At 72.1% G+C, this 16,326-nt stretch carries 17 protein-coding genes; 7 read left to right on the forward strand and 10 right to left on the reverse strand.

The genetic code is table 11. The features are described from left to right. Positions 1 to 4: 4 nt before the first annotated feature. From ACIRSS_RS08835 to ACIRSS_RS08860, 6 genes are all read right to left on the reverse strand, one after another. Entirely contained in the window at positions 5 to 1,186 is a 1,182-nt protein-coding gene (locus ACIRSS_RS08835; protein ID WP_400892334.1) for a PP2C family protein-serine/threonine phosphatase, read from the reverse strand. Next, complete coding sequence (locus ACIRSS_RS08840; RefSeq protein ID WP_400892336.1) at positions 1,186 to 2,175, reverse strand: ATP-binding protein; 990 nt, start codon at positions 2,173 to 2,175, stop codon at positions 1,186 to 1,188. Before ACIRSS_RS08840 ends, ACIRSS_RS08835 begins: the two co-directional genes overlap by 1 nt. Continuing rightward, entirely contained in the window at positions 2,172 to 2,597 is a 426-nt protein-coding gene (locus ACIRSS_RS08845; RefSeq protein ID WP_400892338.1) for an ATP-binding protein, read from the reverse strand. The genes ACIRSS_RS08840 and ACIRSS_RS08845 overlap by 4 nt, the downstream gene beginning before the upstream one ends. Then, positions 2,587 to 2,970 (reverse strand): STAS domain-containing protein, encoded by a 384-nt coding sequence (locus ACIRSS_RS08850; protein WP_400892340.1) that lies wholly within the window; start codon positions 2,968 to 2,970, stop codon positions 2,587 to 2,589. Before ACIRSS_RS08850 ends, ACIRSS_RS08845 begins: the two co-directional genes overlap by 11 nt. Then, the gene (locus tag ACIRSS_RS08855; protein WP_400892342.1) at positions 2,967 to 3,830 is read right to left on the reverse strand and encodes an STAS domain-containing protein; all 864 of its coding nucleotides are present in this window, start codon (positions 3,828 to 3,830) and stop codon (positions 2,967 to 2,969) included. Before ACIRSS_RS08855 ends, ACIRSS_RS08850 begins: the two co-directional genes overlap by 4 nt. A gap of 93 nt (positions 3,831 to 3,923) precedes the next feature. Beyond that, positions 3,924 to 4,394 (reverse strand): MarR family transcriptional regulator, encoded by a 471-nt coding sequence (locus ACIRSS_RS08860; RefSeq protein WP_400892344.1) that lies wholly within the window; start codon positions 4,392 to 4,394, stop codon positions 3,924 to 3,926. A gap of 133 nt (positions 4,395 to 4,527) precedes the next feature. Between ACIRSS_RS08860 and ACIRSS_RS08865 the strand changes: the two genes are divergently transcribed. Next, a complete protein-coding gene (locus ACIRSS_RS08865; protein WP_400892346.1) occupies positions 4,528 to 5,730 on the forward strand; it encodes a PP2C family protein-serine/threonine phosphatase in 1,203 nt (400 codons plus the stop codon). A gap of 572 nt (positions 5,731 to 6,302) precedes the next feature. Here ACIRSS_RS08865 and ACIRSS_RS08870 read toward each other — a convergent pair. Both ACIRSS_RS08870 and ACIRSS_RS08875 read right to left on the reverse strand, forming a co-directional pair. Next, entirely contained in the window at positions 6,303 to 7,169 is an 867-nt protein-coding gene (locus tag ACIRSS_RS08870; RefSeq protein ID WP_400892349.1) for a S1 family peptidase, read from the reverse strand. Between the two features lie 45 nt (positions 7,170 to 7,214). Then, positions 7,215 to 7,838 (reverse strand): TetR/AcrR family transcriptional regulator, encoded by a 624-nt coding sequence (locus ACIRSS_RS08875; RefSeq protein ID WP_400892351.1) that lies wholly within the window; start codon positions 7,836 to 7,838, stop codon positions 7,215 to 7,217. Between the two features lie 106 nt (positions 7,839 to 7,944). Between ACIRSS_RS08875 and ACIRSS_RS08880 the strand changes: the two genes are divergently transcribed. Together ACIRSS_RS08880 and ACIRSS_RS08885 are read left to right on the forward strand one after the other, a co-directional pair. Further along, complete coding sequence (locus tag ACIRSS_RS08880) at positions 7,945 to 8,454, forward strand: DUF4863 family protein (protein ID WP_400892354.1); 510 nt, start codon at positions 7,945 to 7,947, stop codon at positions 8,452 to 8,454. Further along, entirely contained in the window at positions 8,451 to 9,140 is a 690-nt protein-coding gene (locus ACIRSS_RS08885; protein ID WP_400892356.1) for a nitroreductase, read from the forward strand. The genes ACIRSS_RS08880 and ACIRSS_RS08885 overlap by 4 nt, the downstream gene beginning before the upstream one ends. A gap of 2 nt (positions 9,141 to 9,142) precedes the next feature. On the opposite strand, the gene ACIRSS_RS08890 is transcribed toward ACIRSS_RS08885, so the two are convergent. Together ACIRSS_RS08890 and ACIRSS_RS08895 are read right to left on the reverse strand one after the other, a co-directional pair. Next, complete coding sequence (locus ACIRSS_RS08890) at positions 9,143 to 10,021, reverse strand: CU044_5270 family protein (RefSeq protein ID WP_400892358.1); 879 nt, start codon at positions 10,019 to 10,021, stop codon at positions 9,143 to 9,145. Further along, positions 10,014 to 10,604, reverse strand: coding sequence for an RNA polymerase sigma factor (locus tag ACIRSS_RS08895; protein WP_400892360.1), 591 nt, complete (start codon positions 10,602 to 10,604; stop codon positions 10,014 to 10,016). Before ACIRSS_RS08895 ends, ACIRSS_RS08890 begins: the two co-directional genes overlap by 8 nt. 376 nt (positions 10,605 to 10,980) lie before the next feature. Between ACIRSS_RS08895 and ACIRSS_RS08900 the strand changes: the two genes are divergently transcribed. From ACIRSS_RS08900 to ACIRSS_RS08915, 4 genes are all read left to right on the forward strand, one after another. Next, positions 10,981 to 12,897 carry a hypothetical protein gene (locus ACIRSS_RS08900; protein ID WP_400892363.1) on the forward strand — a complete coding sequence of 639 codons (1,917 nt, stop codon included), beginning with the start codon at positions 10,981 to 10,983 and terminating at the stop codon, positions 12,895 to 12,897. Between the two features lie 13 nt (positions 12,898 to 12,910). Then, positions 12,911 to 13,918 carry a right-handed parallel beta-helix repeat-containing protein gene (locus ACIRSS_RS08905; protein ID WP_400892365.1) on the forward strand — a complete coding sequence of 336 codons (1,008 nt, stop codon included), beginning with the start codon at positions 12,911 to 12,913 and terminating at the stop codon, positions 13,916 to 13,918. Positions 13,919 to 14,038: 120 nt separating this feature from the next. Further along, a complete protein-coding gene (locus ACIRSS_RS08910; RefSeq protein WP_400892367.1) occupies positions 14,039 to 15,328 on the forward strand; it encodes an LLM class flavin-dependent oxidoreductase in 1,290 nt (429 codons plus the stop codon). A gap of 75 nt (positions 15,329 to 15,403) precedes the next feature. Further along, positions 15,404 to 16,321 (forward strand): ABC transporter substrate-binding protein, encoded by a 918-nt coding sequence (locus ACIRSS_RS08915; RefSeq protein ID WP_400892369.1) that lies wholly within the window; start codon positions 15,404 to 15,406, stop codon positions 16,319 to 16,321. Positions 16,322 to 16,326: the final 5 nt, after the last annotated feature.

Genomic DNA, 16,326 nt, shown 5'->3' on the forward strand with positions numbered 1-16,326 from the left:
CCGGTCAGCTCCGGCGCAGGACCATGGCCACCGTGTCGTCGGCGTAGGTGACGACCTCGTGCATCCGGGCGACCAGTTCGCGGGGCACGGCGGCGGCCGGCCGGGTGCGCAGGCCGCGGGCCAGCGGCAGCAGCCGGGCCTGGCCTTCGTCGATGTTCTTGCGGCTCTCCACCAAACCGTCGGTGTACAGCAGCAGGGTGTCACCCGGCGCGAGGGCGACGTCGACCAGCCGCGGGCTGCCCGGGTCGGGAAAGCCGATCCCGCGGCCGATGACGGGTGAGGGCAGCAGCCGCGCGTCGCCCGCCGCCGTGACCAGCAGCGGCTCCGGGTGGCTGCCGTTCGCGAGCCGCGCGCGGCCGGTCACCGGGTCGACGCGGGCGAGCAGGACCGTGGCCATCAGGCCGGGCTCGATCGCGGCGAGGGTGCGGGCGGCGTAGGCGATCAGGTCCGGGAACGAGTGCCCTTCCAGGGCGAGCGTCCGGATCGCGTGGGTGACGGTCAGGGCGTGCCGGGTCGAGGTGACGCCGTGGCCGACCGCGTCGACGAGCGTCACGTGCAGGTCGCCGCCGGGCAGGACGAACCAGTCGTAGAGGTCGCCGCCGGTCGGGGAGTCCGGATCGGTCGGGGAGTAGTGGACGGCCAGCTCCAGGCCCGGCACCACCGGTGGCGGCGGGCGCAGGGCGTCCTCCAGCTCGCGGAAGATGCGCGCGTGCGCGTGGCGGAGTTCCTCGTCGCGTTGTTCGAGGTCGACGTACATCGCGAGCACGCCGCTGTTGGTCTCGGCGAGTTCGTGCTTGAGGTCCCGCTGCTCCTGGGCGAGCGTGTCGGCGCGGGCGATCAGCGCCAGCATCTCCGCGCGGGTCGCCGGTTCGTCGTCGAGGGCTCCCTGGTCCGCCGCTCGGCCGCCGGTGAGGTGCCAGGTCAGGACGCCGTCGGCGCCGGCTTCGGGCAGCAGCGGCAGCTCGTTGCGCCGGCGCTGGCTCACGGCGTGGGCGAGCCGGACGGTGACGGCGAGCCGGTGGCCGTCGGCCGCCGTGGTGACGTCGACGGCTTCACCCGCGGCGAAAGCGGGTTCGGCGAGCAGCGTCACGGCGAGCACGAGCCGCGCCCGGTCGTCGGCGGGCACGCCGGCTGCGCCGCAGGCGGTGCGGAGCCGCCGCCGGAGCCGGGCGAGGTCGTCGGGCATCAGGCGGGGCGGTCCGGGTGCAGGGCGAGCAGGGCGGCGTCGTCGCGCGGGTTGCGGTACCGGTGGGCGACGTCCGCGGCGAACAGCAGCACGTCCGCCGGCCGGCCGGGACCGCGCCAGCCGCTGCCGACGCCGTCGGTGTGCAGCACGACGGCCTCGTCCCCGGCCAGCGTGAGCTGCCGGACCGGCGCGGCGGGCAGCGAGAACCCGACGATGCCGGGTGTGCTGAGCAGCAGCCGCGACGCGCCGCCGACGGTCGCGCCGCTGACGTTGCCGACGCCGCAGAACTCGAGCCGGTGCGGCGCGACCCGCACCAGCGCGACCGCGGCGCCGCGGGTCGTGCGCAGCGCGCGGTGCATGTTCGTCAGCTGGTGGGGCAGCGGCCGGTCCGGGTTCTCGGTGAACACGCGCATGGCGGCGTCCGCGGCCTCGGCGGCGTCCGGGCCGTGGCCGAGCCCGTCGGCGACGCACGCGGTGCGGCTGCCGGTCACCTCGGCCAGCGCGATGGCGTCACCGCAGTACTCCTCGCCTTCGCGCGGCAGCCGGAAGTGCCCGGCCGACCCCGAAAACGCGGGTCCGGCCGGGTCCGTGACACGCGCGGCGGCGAGCGTCCCGGCCGTCGGCGAGGACGTGATCCGGAACCCGGTCGCCATCCGCTTCACCGCGCCCAGGCCGGTGCCCAGCGTGGCGGTGGTCGTGTTGCCGTCCACCAGCCAGTGGTCGAGGTCGGTCATGCCCGGGCCGTCGTCGGCGGCCAGCACGTCGACGCCGCGCCCGGTCAGCGACCGCTGCACGAACACCGACCCGCCGCGGGTGTGCTTGTCGATGTTGCCGGCCAGCTCGGCGGCCACGACGGCGGCACGTTCGGCGAGGACGTCGGGCAGCCCGGCGTCGCTCGCCGCCTCCCGCGCGACCCGGGCGGCGGCGTAGACGGCGCTCGGGTGGTCGACGCGGACCCGGGTGGTCGGCGCGGCGACGGTCGCGGTCACGGTTTCCAGCGCACCACGGTGACCGTGGTGCCGCGGCCGGGCGCGGTGTCGAGGTGGAAGTCGTCGACCAGGCGGCGGGTGCCGCCGAGGCCGTGGCCGAGCCCGGCGCCGGTGCTGAAGCCGTCGGTGAGCGCCTGCTCGACGTCGGCGATGCCGGGACCCTCGTCGCGCACTTCGAGCCGCAGCCCGACGCGCCCGCCCGCGTCGCGCACGACGCCGACGGTCATGGTGCCGCCCCCGCCGTGGATGTAGGCGTTGCGGACGAGCTCGCTGGCCGCGGTGACGATCTTCGTCTGGTCGACGATCGAGAACCCCGCGGCGACCGCGCCGGCCCGCACGGCGTGGCGGGCGGCGAGCAGGTCTTCCTCCACCCGCACCGGATGGACGTCGTGCTCCTCGCCGATCCGCTCGTCAGGGCGCATGGGGCGCCTCTTCGGCGGGGCGGCGCCAGCCCAGCAGCTCCATGGCCTGCTCGGCGTTGAGCGCGGTCGTGACGCCGGTGAGCTGCAGCCCCAGCTCGGTCAGCGTCAGCGCGACGGCCGGGCGCATGCCCGCCACGACCATCCGCGCGCCGAGCAGCCGGCCGGTGCCCGCCATCTGCATGAGCACGCGGGCGACGAACGAGTCGATGATCTCCAGCCGCGAGATGTCGATGACGACGCCGCGGATGCCCTCGTTCGAGATCCGCGCGGTCAGCTCGTCGGTGAACGCCAGGGCGGTCTTGTCGTCGAGGTCGCTCAGCAGCCCGCTGAGCAGGACGTCGCCGAGCCGGAGGATCGGCAGGCCGGCGCTCACCCGGTCACCCCGCCCGGGCCGGTGCCCTCGTCGATGAGCCGGATCGCGGTCGCCAGCGCGTCGGCGAGCGAGCCGCGGGTGACGATGTGCGACAGGTCGATGCCCAGCTGCGTGATGGTCTGCGCGATCGACGGGCGGATGCCGCTGACCACGCACTCCGCGCCCATCAGCCGGACGGCGCTGACCGTCTGCAGCAGGTGCTGCGCCACGGCCGTGTCGACGGTCGGGACGCCGGTGATGTCGATGATCGCGACCCGCGCCTCGTTGGCCTGGATCGACTCCAGCAGGCCGTTCATCACGACCTGCGTGCGCGCGCTGTCGAGTGTGCCGATCAGGGGCACCGCGAGGACGTGGCGCCACAGCCGCAGGACCGGCGTCGACAGCTCGAGCACCTGGCTGTGCTGCTCGCGGATGATCCGTTCGCGGCCGCTCGCGTAGACGGCGAACGTCAGCACGCCCGCGCTGTCGAGCAGCTCGTTGACCAGCAGCGCCGCCCGGTAGCGCAGCGCGGAGTCCTCGGTGTGGCGCTCGATCGCGCTCAGCATCGTCCGTTTCAGCGCGAGCATCGCCATTGCGGTCGCCGACGGCTCGGCGCCCACGCGCGCCCGGCGTTCCGACCACGACGTCAGCGCGTCGCGCACCGCCGGGTCCTGCTCGACGATCCGCGCCACCGGCAGCGTGCCGCCCACGGCGCCGCGCAGCGCCTCCAGCAGGCCGGTCGCCTCGCGCTGCAGCTCACGGCCGCTCTCCGGCCCCGTGCCCGCCTGCTGCCCGGCCCAGTCGCGCACCAAGGTGGCCTGGTCCTCGGCCAGCATGCGCGCCAGCACTTCGCGGACCTGACCTTCGTCCGTGCCCAGCACCGAACCCCTCCTCGACCTCCGGGGCGCGCGCTGCTGTACGCCGACTGACTGTTGTCATACAACAACAATTAAGGCGACTATACAACGCGGGGTTCAGGGCATCCCGGCGGACTCGCCGTCGGCGAGCGCGCGGTACTCCCGCAGCCCGGCGGCCAGTGCGGCCCGGCCCGCCGGCGTCATCTTCGCCAGCAGCGCCTCGACGTTCTCCCGGCGCCGCTCCCGCAGGTCCCGCAGGTAGGCCCGGCCGCGGTCGGACAGCCGCAGCGTCAGCTCCCGCCGGCTGCGCGCGCTGGGCAGCCGATCGAGGAAGCCCACCGCCTCGAGCCGGTCGCACAGCCGGCTCACCAGCGGCGGCGTCGAATCCAGCTGTTCGGCCAGTTCCCGCAGGTTGACGCCGTCGTGGCGGTCCAGCGCGACGACCGCGCGCAGCTGCGACACCGAAAGTGGCCGCGGCGACACGTCCCGCCCGCGCTCGAACACCGCCTCGAACAACTCGGCGAGGGTCGACTCGGCAGCCGCCCCGTCCGGGGCGGGCTGCTCGCGGGATCGATCCACGGCCCCCACTGTGGCATCTCTATGCTGAACCGGCAGCACGGCTCACGCGATTCGCCGTGGACCGGCTCGCCGGGACGGCGCAGACTCGTCTGACCGACCGGCGCCGGCGTGCGCACGGTGATCGGCGAGCAGGAGGCGGGCGTTGGACAGATCCCTGGCGGTGGAACGGCTTCTGCGTGACGTCCCACCGCACGACCTGCCGGCCGCCCTGCGCTCGGGACTGGGCGAGCACTTCGGCGCGCTGGCGGTCGAACTGCTGGTGGCCGACTACGCGCTGACCGAGCTGTGCCGGGTCGGCCGGGAGCCCTACACCACCGAGCCGATCCCGGTCGAGGGTACGACCCCGGGCGCGGCGTTCGTCGCCCAGGCGGCCACGTTCGACACCGGCGGCGGCCGCGTGACGGGGTACCTGCCGGTCAGCGTCCGCGGCGACCGGCTCGGCGTCCTCGCTGTGACGCTGCCGGACGAGCCCGAGCCGTCCGTGTGGGCCGAGCTCGAGCGGTTCGCCGAGGCGGTGGCCCACGAGCTGTTCGTCGCCGACCGCGACACCGACCTCTACATCCAGGCGCGCCGGTCGTCCCGGCTGACGCTGGCGGCGGAGATGCAGTGGCAGCTGCTGCCGGGCCGCGCGTGCACTCGCGCCGAGTTCGCGCTGGGCGGCCAGCTCGAACCGGCGTACGCGATCTACGGCGACTGCTTCGACTGGTCGGCGTCCGCGCGCAAGCTCGCCGTCACGCTGATCAACGGCATGGGGGAGGGCAGCGAAGCCGCGCTGCTGACCAACCTGGCGATCAACGCGCTGCGCAACGCGCGCCGGGCGGGGATCCCGCTCGACGCGCAAGCGGAGCTGGCCGACCAGGCGGTCTACGCGCACTACCGCGGCGCCGAGCACGTGGCGGCGCTGCTGCTGGAGTTCGACCTCGCGACCGGCGCGGTGTCGGTGGTCGACGCCGGTTCCCCGCGGCTGTGGCGGCTGCGCGACGGCAAGGCCGAGCGCGTGTTCTTCGACGAGCAGCTCCCGCTGGGCACGTTCGACGGCACGATCTACGAGTCCGAGGGCTTCCAGGCGACCGAGGGCGACCGCTACGTGTTCGTCAGCGACGGCGTGTACAACGCGATCGGCCCGCACGGCGAGCACTACGGCGACCGCGAGCTGGCGGAAGCGGTGACGGCGACGGCCGACCTCCCGGCGGCGCACGTCCCGGGCGCGGTGCTGCGCGAGCTGTCCCGCCGCCGGCGCGGTGGCCAGGCCGAGGACGACGCGATGGTGGTGTGCCTGGACTGGTTCGGGCCGGCCCCGCTGCCGGGCGTGGCCCCGGCGGTGACGGTGCGAGCGGGGACTTGAAACACCTTGCGTTGCCTGCTATAGAAAATAGTGAAGCGCAGGACATGACCTGGTGATATCGCGAGACGATCCGGGGAGTGGAAAGACGATGACCGTTCGTTCGGCAGGCGAGTTCGCCGATCTGGTGCTGGCGGACCCGGCGTGGCTCGAGGCGGAGTTCGACGCCATCGTGGCCGCGAACTTCGGCCCACCGCCGAAGCCGTCCCCGCCACCGCGCGCTTCAGGTCCGTACCCCCCGTCCGGCGGCCGCACCCGGTCGCGGCGACCCCCGCGCGTCCGGGCCCCGGCCGGGCAGTGCCCGCGGCGGGAGCGTTCTCCGCCGGACGCAGTCGTCACTGACCGGTGACGAGCGGGAAAGGGGTGATGTGGTGACGGTACCGGGGCTTCCGGCGTGGGCCGCCTGCCCCGATCGCGGCCGGTGAGCGCGCACAGCCCGGCCCCGCGCCTCCAGGCGCACCTGCGCGGCGGCCACGCACCGCGCCCGGTGCCGTCGAAGTGCAGCCACGACAACCGGTTCGACACGCAGTTCCTCCGCGCGGGGCACCGCGCCCCGCGCGGAGGACGGACGGCGTTCAGCCGGTCTGCTCGCGGATCCAATCCGCCACGACGTCGACCCGCGCGATCGTTTCCGCGCCCGGTCCCGGGCACGGTGGCCCGGTGTTCACGATGGCCACCAGGGTTCCACTGTGGTCGTCGTCGTCCGAAACGAAGAACGGGCCGCCCGAATCCTCCGGGCAGGGGCCGTTGTCCACCGTGCGCGTCCCGATCGGCAGTGCCTCCAAAGTGGACTGGGCGATGCCCGAAACCCGGAACCGGCCGCGCTTGAGGTGGTCGGACGGGCCGAGCACGGTCGCCGAGTGCGAGCCCCAGCCCGCGAACTGCAGCTCCTCGCCGACCTTCGGGCGCGTCGAGGCCAGCGTCACCGGCGCGATGCCGGCCACCGGGGCGCTGAGCTTCGCCACCGCGAGGTCGTTGACCGGCGACTGGCGGACGTCGACGACCACCGCCGTGTGCCCGCCGGGGTCGGTGTCCTTGAGCCGCCCGACCGTCACCGTCATCGTGTACGGCGGCCGGCCGCCGATCCGGGCGTCCTTCAGGTCGTGGAAGCAGTGCCCGGCCGTGACGACCCACTGCGGCGCGACCAGCGAGCCGCTGCAGGCGCCGTCGCGCACGCCACCGCCGGGGACCGGAATGTCCGCCGACGTCAGCTTCGCGTTGAACGGGAGAATCGGCGCCGGCGCCGGTGGCGCGGCGGCCGGGCTGCGGCCCAGCGCGGTGGTGTCGGGCAGGCTGTGCCCGCCGAGGGCCGAGGCCAGCGCGGGTCCCGCGGCCGGCTTGCCGACGACGGCGCCCGCGCACGCGATACCGGCCCCCACCAGCACCGCGAGGGTCACGGCCCGCGCGCGGAAGCGGCGCCGTCGATCCGAAGGTGTCCTCACACCTTTAATGCACGGATGGGAGCCCGGAATGGTTGTGCGCGACGCTCACTTGCGCTTGCGCGGGGCCTTCGCGATCGCGGGCCACAGCACCGAAACGACCGATTCGGGAATGTCGTCCCGGCTCTCGCCCCGGTAGAAGGCGGCGAAGTAGCTGCCGAAGCACAGCGTCGCGATGGTGTGCTTGTCGATGTCGTCGCGCACGGCGCCGTCGTCCTGCAGCTGCGTCAGCACGTTCTCGACGAGCGTGACGCGCGGTTCGACCGCGTGCTCGCGGAGGATCCCGAGCAGCTCCGGCGTGCGGATCGCTTCGCCGGCGAAGTTGCCCATGAGGACCATCGCGTCCGGGTTGAAGTACGCGGGGTCCAGCCGCCGGACGGCTTCGGTGAACGCCTCGCGCGGCGCCAGGCCGGCCAGGTCCACGGCGTAGCTGTCCCGCTGCTTGCGGAAGCCGTAGTCCAGCGCGTCGACGACGAGCTCGAACTTCGTGCTCCACCGCCGGTACAGCGTCGGGCGGCTGACCTTGGCGTCCGACGCGATGTCGCCGATGGTCATGAGCGAGTAGCCGTCCCGGACGAGCCGCTCGCGGGTGGCGAGGATGATCGCCTCGTCGAGCGCGGCGTCCCGGGGGCGGCCGCCGGCTCGCGGGGTGTCGTCGGACACTGCTGCCATGTGCGGAGCTTAGCGGATACGTTACGACCGCTGGCTGTTAAGTTACAATACTTGACTGTAACGAAACATCGGCCTACCTTCGGGACACCACCGGAAGGAGCCCCCGATGACCACCGCCCAGCAGCTGATCGACCGCAGCATCCCGTTCCTCGACGCCGTCAAGAACCGGACGGCGGGCGGGGAGCTGGAGACCTGGCTCAACACCCACCACGGCCCCGGCAGCCCGCTGTACGACGACCTCGCCCGGATGATCACCGACGGCGTCCGGGCGGGCTGGGCGGCGAACATCGAGGTCGACGGCCCGAAGTACCGGCGCAGCCGGATCGCCGACCCCCAGGACGCGCTGAACTACTTCAGCGTCACCGCCGTCTACATGGACAGCGTCGAGCCCTACCGCGGCCAGTACCACCAGCACCCCTACGGCGAGCTCAACCTGGTGGTGCCGCTCGACCCGGACGCGAAGCTGAGGGGCCCGCGCGGCTGGAGCGGCCCCGGCTGGACCGCGCCGGGTCCGGGCAGCCACCACTACCCCGAGGTCAAGGGCGGCGCGCTGATCGCCCTCTTCTACCTGCCGGCGGGCCGGATCTCCTACGACATCACCCCGCCGGCCGAGTGAGCACCACCGTCGAGGACGCGCTGCTGACCCGCCGTAGCTGCCGCGCGTTCCGCCCGGATCCCGTGCCCCGCGCGGAAATCGAGCGGCTGCTGGACCTGGCGGCCCGGTCGGCCAGCAACTCCAACTGCCAGCCGTGGCGGGTGCACGTGCTGACCGGCGCGGCCAAACGCGCCCTGACCGAGGACCTGCTGCGCGCGCACGACGAAGGCCGCCGGGCCGCGAGCGAGTTCGGCTACCAGCCCGGCGCCGACGAGTGGCGGGAGCCGTTCCGCACCCGCCGTCGCCGCTTCGGCGAAGGCCTCTACCGGGACGCGCTCGGCATCGAGTCCGGCGACACCGCCGGCCGCCTCGCCCACCACCGGCGCAACTACGACTTTTACGGCGCGCCGGTCGGAATGGTCCTCACCGTCAGCAGGCTGCCCCTGCGGGGCGCGCTCGTCGACGCCGGCCTGTTCCTGCAGGGGCTCATGCTCGCCGCGCGCGGCGCCGGGCTGCACACGTGCGCGCAGGCGTCGCTGATCGACTACCACCCGGTCCTGCGCCGGCACCTGGACGTGCCGGCCGACCACGTGGTCGTCTGCGGGATCGCGCTCGGGTACGCCGACGAAAGCCACCCGCTCGCCGGTCACCGCACGACCCGCGAGCCGGTCCCGGCCTTCGCGACCTTCCACGAAGACCCGGCCTGAGTTCAGGGGCGTTGCCCCACCTCGTCGACGTAGGTCTTCACGGTCACGGCGCTGTCCTGGGTACCCAGGAACTGGTGGGTCGTGGCGTCGAAGACCAGGACGATCGGCTTCGCCTTCGGTGCGGAGCCCGGGGGCATCGGAAACCTGATCCCGACGCCCGGCCGGCCGGCGCCGTCGGTGACGTGGTCCAGGGCCGTCAGGCCCGGCACCTTCGCCGCCGCCTCGAACAGCGCCGCGTAGGACGCCGGCTGGAGGACCTGCTCGTCGGCGAGGGTGTAGACGGCCTTGCCGATGTAGGTGGCCCGGCCGTCGCGATCCTCTTCCTTCGCGTAGAGGTAGGCCAGCATCCCGTCGGCCGTCGTCGGCAGGTCCGTCCGGTAGATCGACCTGGGTACGCAGTCCTGGAGCGTCCCTTCCGCGCGCGGGTCGTTCGTGCCGTACATCGGCGCCTTGCCGTTGCGGCAGCCACCTTCCTTGACGTTGCCCATCAGGCTGTCGCGGGTGCCGTCGACCGAGAGCCAGACCTCGCGGTCCGGGGGAATGGCGTATTCGGTCTTCACGTACAGGAACTGGTCCGGGCGCGGCGGCTTGGCCGGTTCCTTCAGGGCGGTGCTGGCCGCCTCGGTCAGCACCTTGACCGGGTCGGCGTGCGCGACGCCGGCGCCGATGCCGACGCGGTCGGCCGGGGTGAGCGCGACGACCGCGGTGATCGCCGCGGCCAAGCCGATCGTGGCGCCGGCGGCCCAGAACCAGCGGCGGGACCGGCGCGGTCGTTCGCCGCGCGCCGCGGCCAGCAGCCGCTCCCGCGCCGGGGTGAGCTGCTCCGCCGGCGCGAAGCCGACCGCCTGCGCGCGTTCGCGGATCAGGTCGAGGTCATCCATGGCTGGCGGTCTCCTTCACGAGGTCGAGGGCGCCGAGCTCGGCGCGGACGTGGCCGCGGGCCCGGTTGAGCCGCGATTTGACGGTGCCGACGGGGATGGCGAGGGCTTCGGCGACTTCCTGGTAGCCCAGCCCTTCCGCGGCGACGAGCAGCAGGACGTCCCGCTCGCGCGGCCGCAGCTTGGCCAGCGCCCGGTCGAGGTCGCCGCCCAGGGCTTGGGCGCTGACCTGCTCGGCGACCCGGTCTGCGTGCCCGTCGTCGACGGCGGGCGGCCCGACGGCCTGGCGGAGCTTCAGCTCGCGCACCTCGGCCCGCCACTGCCGCGAGACGAGGTTCGTGGCGATGCCGTAGAGCCACGGCCGCGCGTCCGGCCGGGTGAGGTCGAACTTGGCCCGCTTGCTGAAGGCGATGAGGAACGTGTCGGCGAGGACGTCGTCCGCCGCGCTCGGGCCGAGCCGCCGGACGAGGTAGCGGTGGATGTGCCGGGAGTGGCGGTCGAAGATGACCGCGAACAGGCTCGGTTCCGCCCGCGAGCGCCCGATCACGCTCGCGTCGTCGTCGGCTTCGGTGTCTTCCGGGGTCATCGCCCGCCTTTCGCTGCGCCCAGTGTCATCTGCTGTTCTCACCGGCCGGGCCACGGGTTCCGGGGACGGGGCGTGAAGTGACGCGGGTCACGTGCGGGGTTTTGCGGTCCGTATTTGGAAGGTTACTTTACTAATGGCCGCCCCGGTTGGTATGTTCGTCGCACCGCCGCCTTCAAGCAGTCCTGGTGCAGACCAGTCAGCTACGGAGGAGCTTGTGATCAGACGGGCCATCGCCTCGCGCGTCTCCCCCTCGGCCGCTCGGCCGTAACCGCCACCGGACGGGCAACTCGCCGCACCCGCCACGGACGAGTCACGCACGCCGGGTTCCGGCGTGTCCCCACGCGAGCCCGCGGGCTCGACATTCCCGGAGGTTTCCTTGTCACGCAAGACAACCGTCGCGATCGCGGCCGTCGCCGCGACCGTCGCGGCCGGCTTCGGCGGCCCGAGCCCGTCGGCCGCGGCACCCGGTCCCGGCGCACTGACCACTTTGGACACATCGGCGGGCAACCGCGCCGCGCCGGTGCCCGGTCTCTACGACTGGAGCAAAGCCGGCTTCCGCGGCGGCCAGGACCTGCCCGGCGCCGACGCCGTCAACCCGAGCGCGAGCTGCCGGATCACCGCGGCCCAGCTCGCCGCCACCTACCGGGTCAAGCCGGACGACGGCGTCGACGACACCGCCGGCATCCAGGCGGCCATCGACAAGATCCACTCGTCGTGCTCGCCCTCGGCGAGCTACACCAAGCTGAGCCTGATCACCTTCCCGGCCGGCACGCTGAACGTCTCGCACGAAATCCACGTCGACGCGAACTACCTGATCCTGCGCGGCGCGGGCATGGACGCGACGAAGTTCGTCTACCAGCCCGACAAGAACACCGAATACGACGTCGTCACCCCGGACGGCGACCAGTGGGACCAGCACGAGATGAGCTACGAGGACGGTTCCGGCGGCTGGCTGTGGCCGGGCCGCGGCCTGTTCCGCGTGCAGTCGCGCGGCGTCGACCCGAGCTACGCCGGCGAGTACGCGTCCGCGCCGGCCAACCGCAAGGACCTCTTCGAAGGCACGATCAACGTGCACTGGAAGGCGGGCGCGAAGCTGCGCGAGAAGCCGGGGGACAAGGGCTTCGCCGCGCGCACCGGTGACAAGACCGTCTACCTGGCCACCGGCGCGAAGACGACGAACATGAAGGTCGGCGGCTTCATCAACATCCGGGCCGCCAACACGATGAAGTTCTACCAGTCGATGAACGCGGTGCCCACGACCTGGCCGCTGCAGAACCTGCACATGCGCCAGCAGTGGTTCACCATCACCGCGGTCGACACCAAGAACCACACGGTGTCGGTCGACAAGCCGCTCGAGTACGACGTCCCGGTCGACTCCACTTCGGACGGTTCCGCGCCGATCGACGGCTCGGCGTACGCGTCGAAGGCGTCGCCGATCGTGGACCCGATCGTCGGCGTCGGCTTCGAGGACCTCTCCTTCACCCAGGCCGCCCCGCCGGGCGTCACGCGGGAGCAGGCCAAGGACAACTACGGCAACCTCGCGCCGAGCCTCGCCATGCAGGGCATCGTGTTCAAGTGGGCGGCCAACTCCTGGGTCCGCAACACGCACGCGATCATGACCGGCTCGCATCCGATCGTCACCGAGGAAGCCAAGAACCTGCAGATCGTGAACAACGAGCTGGACGGCTCGTGGAACAAGGGCAAGGGCGGCAACGGCTACTTCCGCGGCTCCCGCGTCTGGGACTCGCTCTACGCCGGCAACACGACCCGCGACCTGCGGCACTTCACGTTCCAGTGGTCGGCTTCGGGCAATGTCGTGATCGGCAACGACATCGACTCCGACTTCAACATCCACGGCGGCTACGAACGCAACAACCTGTTCGAGCTGAACACGAACCGGGTCTCCTTCGCCCACCGGTCGGGCAGCTGCACGGCCCACTGCGGCGACGAAGGCGGCGACGCACCGGACGACTCGACGTGGTTCCCGATCTACTGGTCGACCGGGCAGAAAGCGGTGAAGTGGTCCGGTTCTTCCGGGCCCCGCAACGTCTTCTTCGACAACACGATGACCAAGCAGGTGAACGCGGGTGCGGCGTACACGCCGTACTACCCCGACCACACGAAGATCTACCAGTTCGGCTGGGACGGCACCGCGTTCCACCACCTCGACGTCGGCGGCAAACCGATCACCGACTGGGCCCGCAACGAACAGCGGGACTACACCCACGGCCACGGCGTCGACGACTCGAAGACGAGCACGGCCAAGTCCCTGTTCCTGAAGAACGCCGGCTGAACGGAGAGCACCGATGCTCAAGACATTCGCGGCGCTGTCCCTGCTCGGGCAGCTCGTCCACCCCGCCGCCACGACGATCGCCGTCTCCACGGCAGCCCAGCTCACCGCGGCGCTGTCCGCGGCGAAGGCGGGCGACACGATCGTGCTGGCCGATGGCGACTACAGCGGCCAGTTCGTGGCGACGAAGCCCGGCACCGCGTCGGCGCCGATCACCCTGACCGGCAGCGCGAAAGCCGTCCTGCACGACCCGCTGTTCAACCCCGGTGACACCGACTGCCCGTCCGGCCGGACCGGTTACGGCCTCTGGCTGCGGGGCGCGAGCTACTGGAACCTCCACGGGTTCACGGTGAAGGACTCGAAGAAGGGCATCGTCCTCGACGGGGCCTCGCACGTCACGATCGACGGCGTCACCGTGCACGACATCGGCTACGAAGGCGTGCACTTCCGCAAGAGCAGCGCGTACGGCGTCATCAAGAATTCGGCCGTCTACAACACCGGCAAGGAGCAGCCGGGCTACGGCGAAGGCGTCTACCTCGGTTCGGCCAACAGCAACTGGGGGTGCTACGGCGCGAACGGCGGCCAGGACCCCGACGCGAGCAACTACGTCCAGGTGCTCGACAACAAGATCGGCCCCGGCGTCGCGGCCGAAGGCGTCGACATCAAGGAAGGCACCCACGACGGCGTCGTCTCCGGCAACACCCTCGACGGGACGGGGGAGAAGAACGAGAACTCCGGCGACTCCACCATCGACGTCAAGGGCGACGGGTACACCATCACCGGCAACAAGGTCACCCATCCGTACCTCGACGGCTTCCAGACGCACAACGTCTGGGGTGACGCCGGCTGCGGGAACACGATCACCAAGAACACGTTCACGCTGACGAACGCGCAGGGCTGGGGGATCAACTCGACCAACCAGAGCAGCTGCGTCTCGCGGAAGTCGCCGAACGTGATCGGCGCGTCCAACACGGCCACCGGCGGGAAGGGGGTGTCGAAGACCCCCGTGACCCCGGGCAGCTGAGCGGCCGCCTCGCCGTCCTCCCACCGGGTGGGACGGCGAGGCGTTCAGCATGTGGGACGCGGGAATAGCCTCGCGGCGGTCCGGTTGACCATGGACGGACACCCTCGAAGGAGCCGCGCCGTGACCACGGATCCCCTGCACTTCAACGCCTTCATCTGGCCGAACGGCTACCACGAGTCCGCGTGGCGGGTCGTCGAGGACGACGTCCGCGGCGTGCTCGGGCTGCCGTACTACGCGGACATCGCGCGGACCGCCGAGCGCGGCCTGATGGACTCGATCTTCCTGGCCGACAACATCGCCATCGCCGAGTACCGCGTCACCCACCTGCCGCAGACGCAGTTCGACCCGATCTCGGTGCTGTCGGCGCTGGCCGCGGTCACCGAGCGGATCGGCCTGATCGGGACGGGGTCGACGACGTACAACAAGCCGTGGGAGCTCGCCCGCCGGTTCGCCACGCTCGACCACCTCAGCGGCGGCCGCGCCGGCTGGAACATCGTCACCACCATCACCTCGCTGGCCGCGGCGAACTTCGGCGAAAAGGCGCACCCCGACCACGCCGACCGGTACGAACGCGCCCACGAGTTCGTCGACGTCGTCACGCGCGCCTGGGACAGCTGGGACGACGACGCGATCGTCGGCGACCGCGAAAACGGCGTCTGGGCCGACCGTGCCAAGCTGCACGCGCCGCGCTTCCACGGCAAGTTCTACGACGTCGAGGGCGTGCTGCCGTTCCCGCGGTCGCCGCAGGGGCGCCCGGTGCTGGTCCAAGCGGGACAGTCGGCCGCCGGGATCGGGCTCGCCGCCCGGTACGCCGAGCTGGTGTTCTCCGGGCCGCCGTCGCTGGAGGCCGCGGTGAAGTTCCGCGCCGAGCTCGACGCCCAGGTCGTCGCGGCCGGCCGCGATCCCTCGGGCGTGCGCGTCCTGCCCGCTTTGATGGTGACCCTGGGCGGTACCGAGGCCGAGGCGAAGGCCCGGGCCGAGCGGCTCGAAGAGCTGGCCAGCCCGGAGTTCCGCTGGCAGAACGCGCTGTACACCGCGGGCCTCGACCCGGACGCGTTCGACCCGGACGCGCCGCTGCCCGCCGAGCTGCGGGCCGAGGGCGGCTCTTCGCGGCTGCAGCAGCTCGCCGCGGCGGCGCGGGAGCGTCCCGAAGCGTCGCTGCGCGAGATCGCGCAGCGGGTGACCGGGGGAGCGGGGCAGGTCCACTTCGTCGGCACGCCCGAGCAGCTCGCCGACCACGTGCTCACCTGGCAGGACGCCGGCGCGGTCGACGGGTTCACCATCATGGGCTCGACGCTGCCCTACGAGCTGGCCGCGTTCGTCGACCACGTCGTGCCGATCCTGCAGGCCAAGGGCCGGTACCGCACCGAATACGCCGGCTCGACGCTGCGTGATCACCTCGCCGGGTGATTCCCAGCAAGTGGTTTCTGTCGGTGGGGCTGGTTAGGGTCCTGACCGTCCGATCTTGACTGAGGAGTGTGGGACGTGGGCTGGACCCGGAACATCCGAGTGGCCGCGCTGGTGGCGGTGGCCGCTCTGGGCCTGACGGCGTGCGGTGGCGGGGACGACAAGCCCGCCGCGGCGGGCAAGGGCGGGGCGCCGATCGTCGTCGCGTCCTTCAACTTCACCGACAGCCAGATCCTGGCGGAGATCTACGCGCAGGCCCTGGAGGCCAAGGGCTACCCGGTGACGCGGAAGCTGAACCTGGGCTCGCGGGAGCTGATCTACCCGTCGCTGAAGTCCGGTGAGCTGCAGTTCATCCCGGAGTACCAGGGCTCGGCGATCGCCGCCGGGTTCGGCAAGGACCCGGTGAAGGACGCCAAGGGCGAGCACGACCAGCTGGCCAAGCTGCTCGAGCCGAGCGGGGTGTCGCTGCTGAACTACGCGGCGGCCGAAGACAAGAACACCTACATCGTCAAGGCCGACCTCGCGCAGTCGAAGGGTCTCGCGACCATCGGCGACCTGAAGAAGCTCGACAAGGTCGTGCTGGCCGGCGGCCCGGAGTGCGAGAAGCGGCTGACGTGCTTCAAGGGCTTCACCGACGTCTACAAGCTGACCAACGCGACGTTCCAGACCGTCCAGGAGCTCGGGCCGCGGGTGCAGCAGCTCGACTCCGGTGCCGTGACGGTCATCCCGGTCGACTCGGTGAGCCCGCTGGCCGGCGACAAGAAGTACGTCGCGCTGAAGGACGACCTGGCCATGGTCCCGACCGAGAACGTGGTCCCGGCGGTCACCAAGAAGGTCCTCGACGAGCGCGGCGCGGACTTCGCGGCCGCGGTCAACGCGGTGAGCGCGAAGCTCACGACGGAGGGCATGCGCGACCTGAACAAGCGCGTCGACTCCGACGGCGAGAAGGCCGCGGACGTGGCGAAGGACTGGCTGTCCCAGCAGGGCCTGGTCTGAGCCGG

Origin of the sequence: Amycolatopsis sp. NPDC101161 (assembly GCF_044768185.1) — a bacterium.
GTDB lineage: Bacteria > Actinomycetota > Actinomycetes > Mycobacteriales > Pseudonocardiaceae > Amycolatopsis.

Bases quoted from the DNA above. Each gene is read 5' to 3' on its own strand.
- ACIRSS_RS08835 (WP_400892334.1), bottom strand. From the start codon at position 1,186: ATGCCCGACGACCTCGCCCGGCTCCGGCGGCGGCTCCGCACCGCCTGC.
- ACIRSS_RS08845 (WP_400892338.1), bottom strand. From the start codon at position 2,597: ATGCGCCCTGACGAGCGGATCGGCGAGGAGCACGACGTCCATCCGGTG.
- ACIRSS_RS08875 (WP_400892351.1), bottom strand. From the start codon at position 7,838: ATGGCAGCAGTGTCCGACGACACCCCGCGAGCCGGCGGCCGCCCCCGG.
- ACIRSS_RS08880 (WP_400892354.1), top strand. From the start codon at position 7,945: ATGACCACCGCCCAGCAGCTGATCGACCGCAGCATCCCGTTCCTCGAC.
- ACIRSS_RS08890 (WP_400892358.1), bottom strand. From the start codon at position 10,021: ATGGATGACCTCGACCTGATCCGCGAACGCGCGCAGGCGGTCGGCTTC.
- ACIRSS_RS08895 (WP_400892360.1), bottom strand. From the start codon at position 10,604: ATGACCCCGGAAGACACCGAAGCCGACGACGACGCGAGCGTGATCGGG.
- ACIRSS_RS08905 (WP_400892365.1), top strand. From the start codon at position 12,911: ATGCTCAAGACATTCGCGGCGCTGTCCCTGCTCGGGCAGCTCGTCCAC.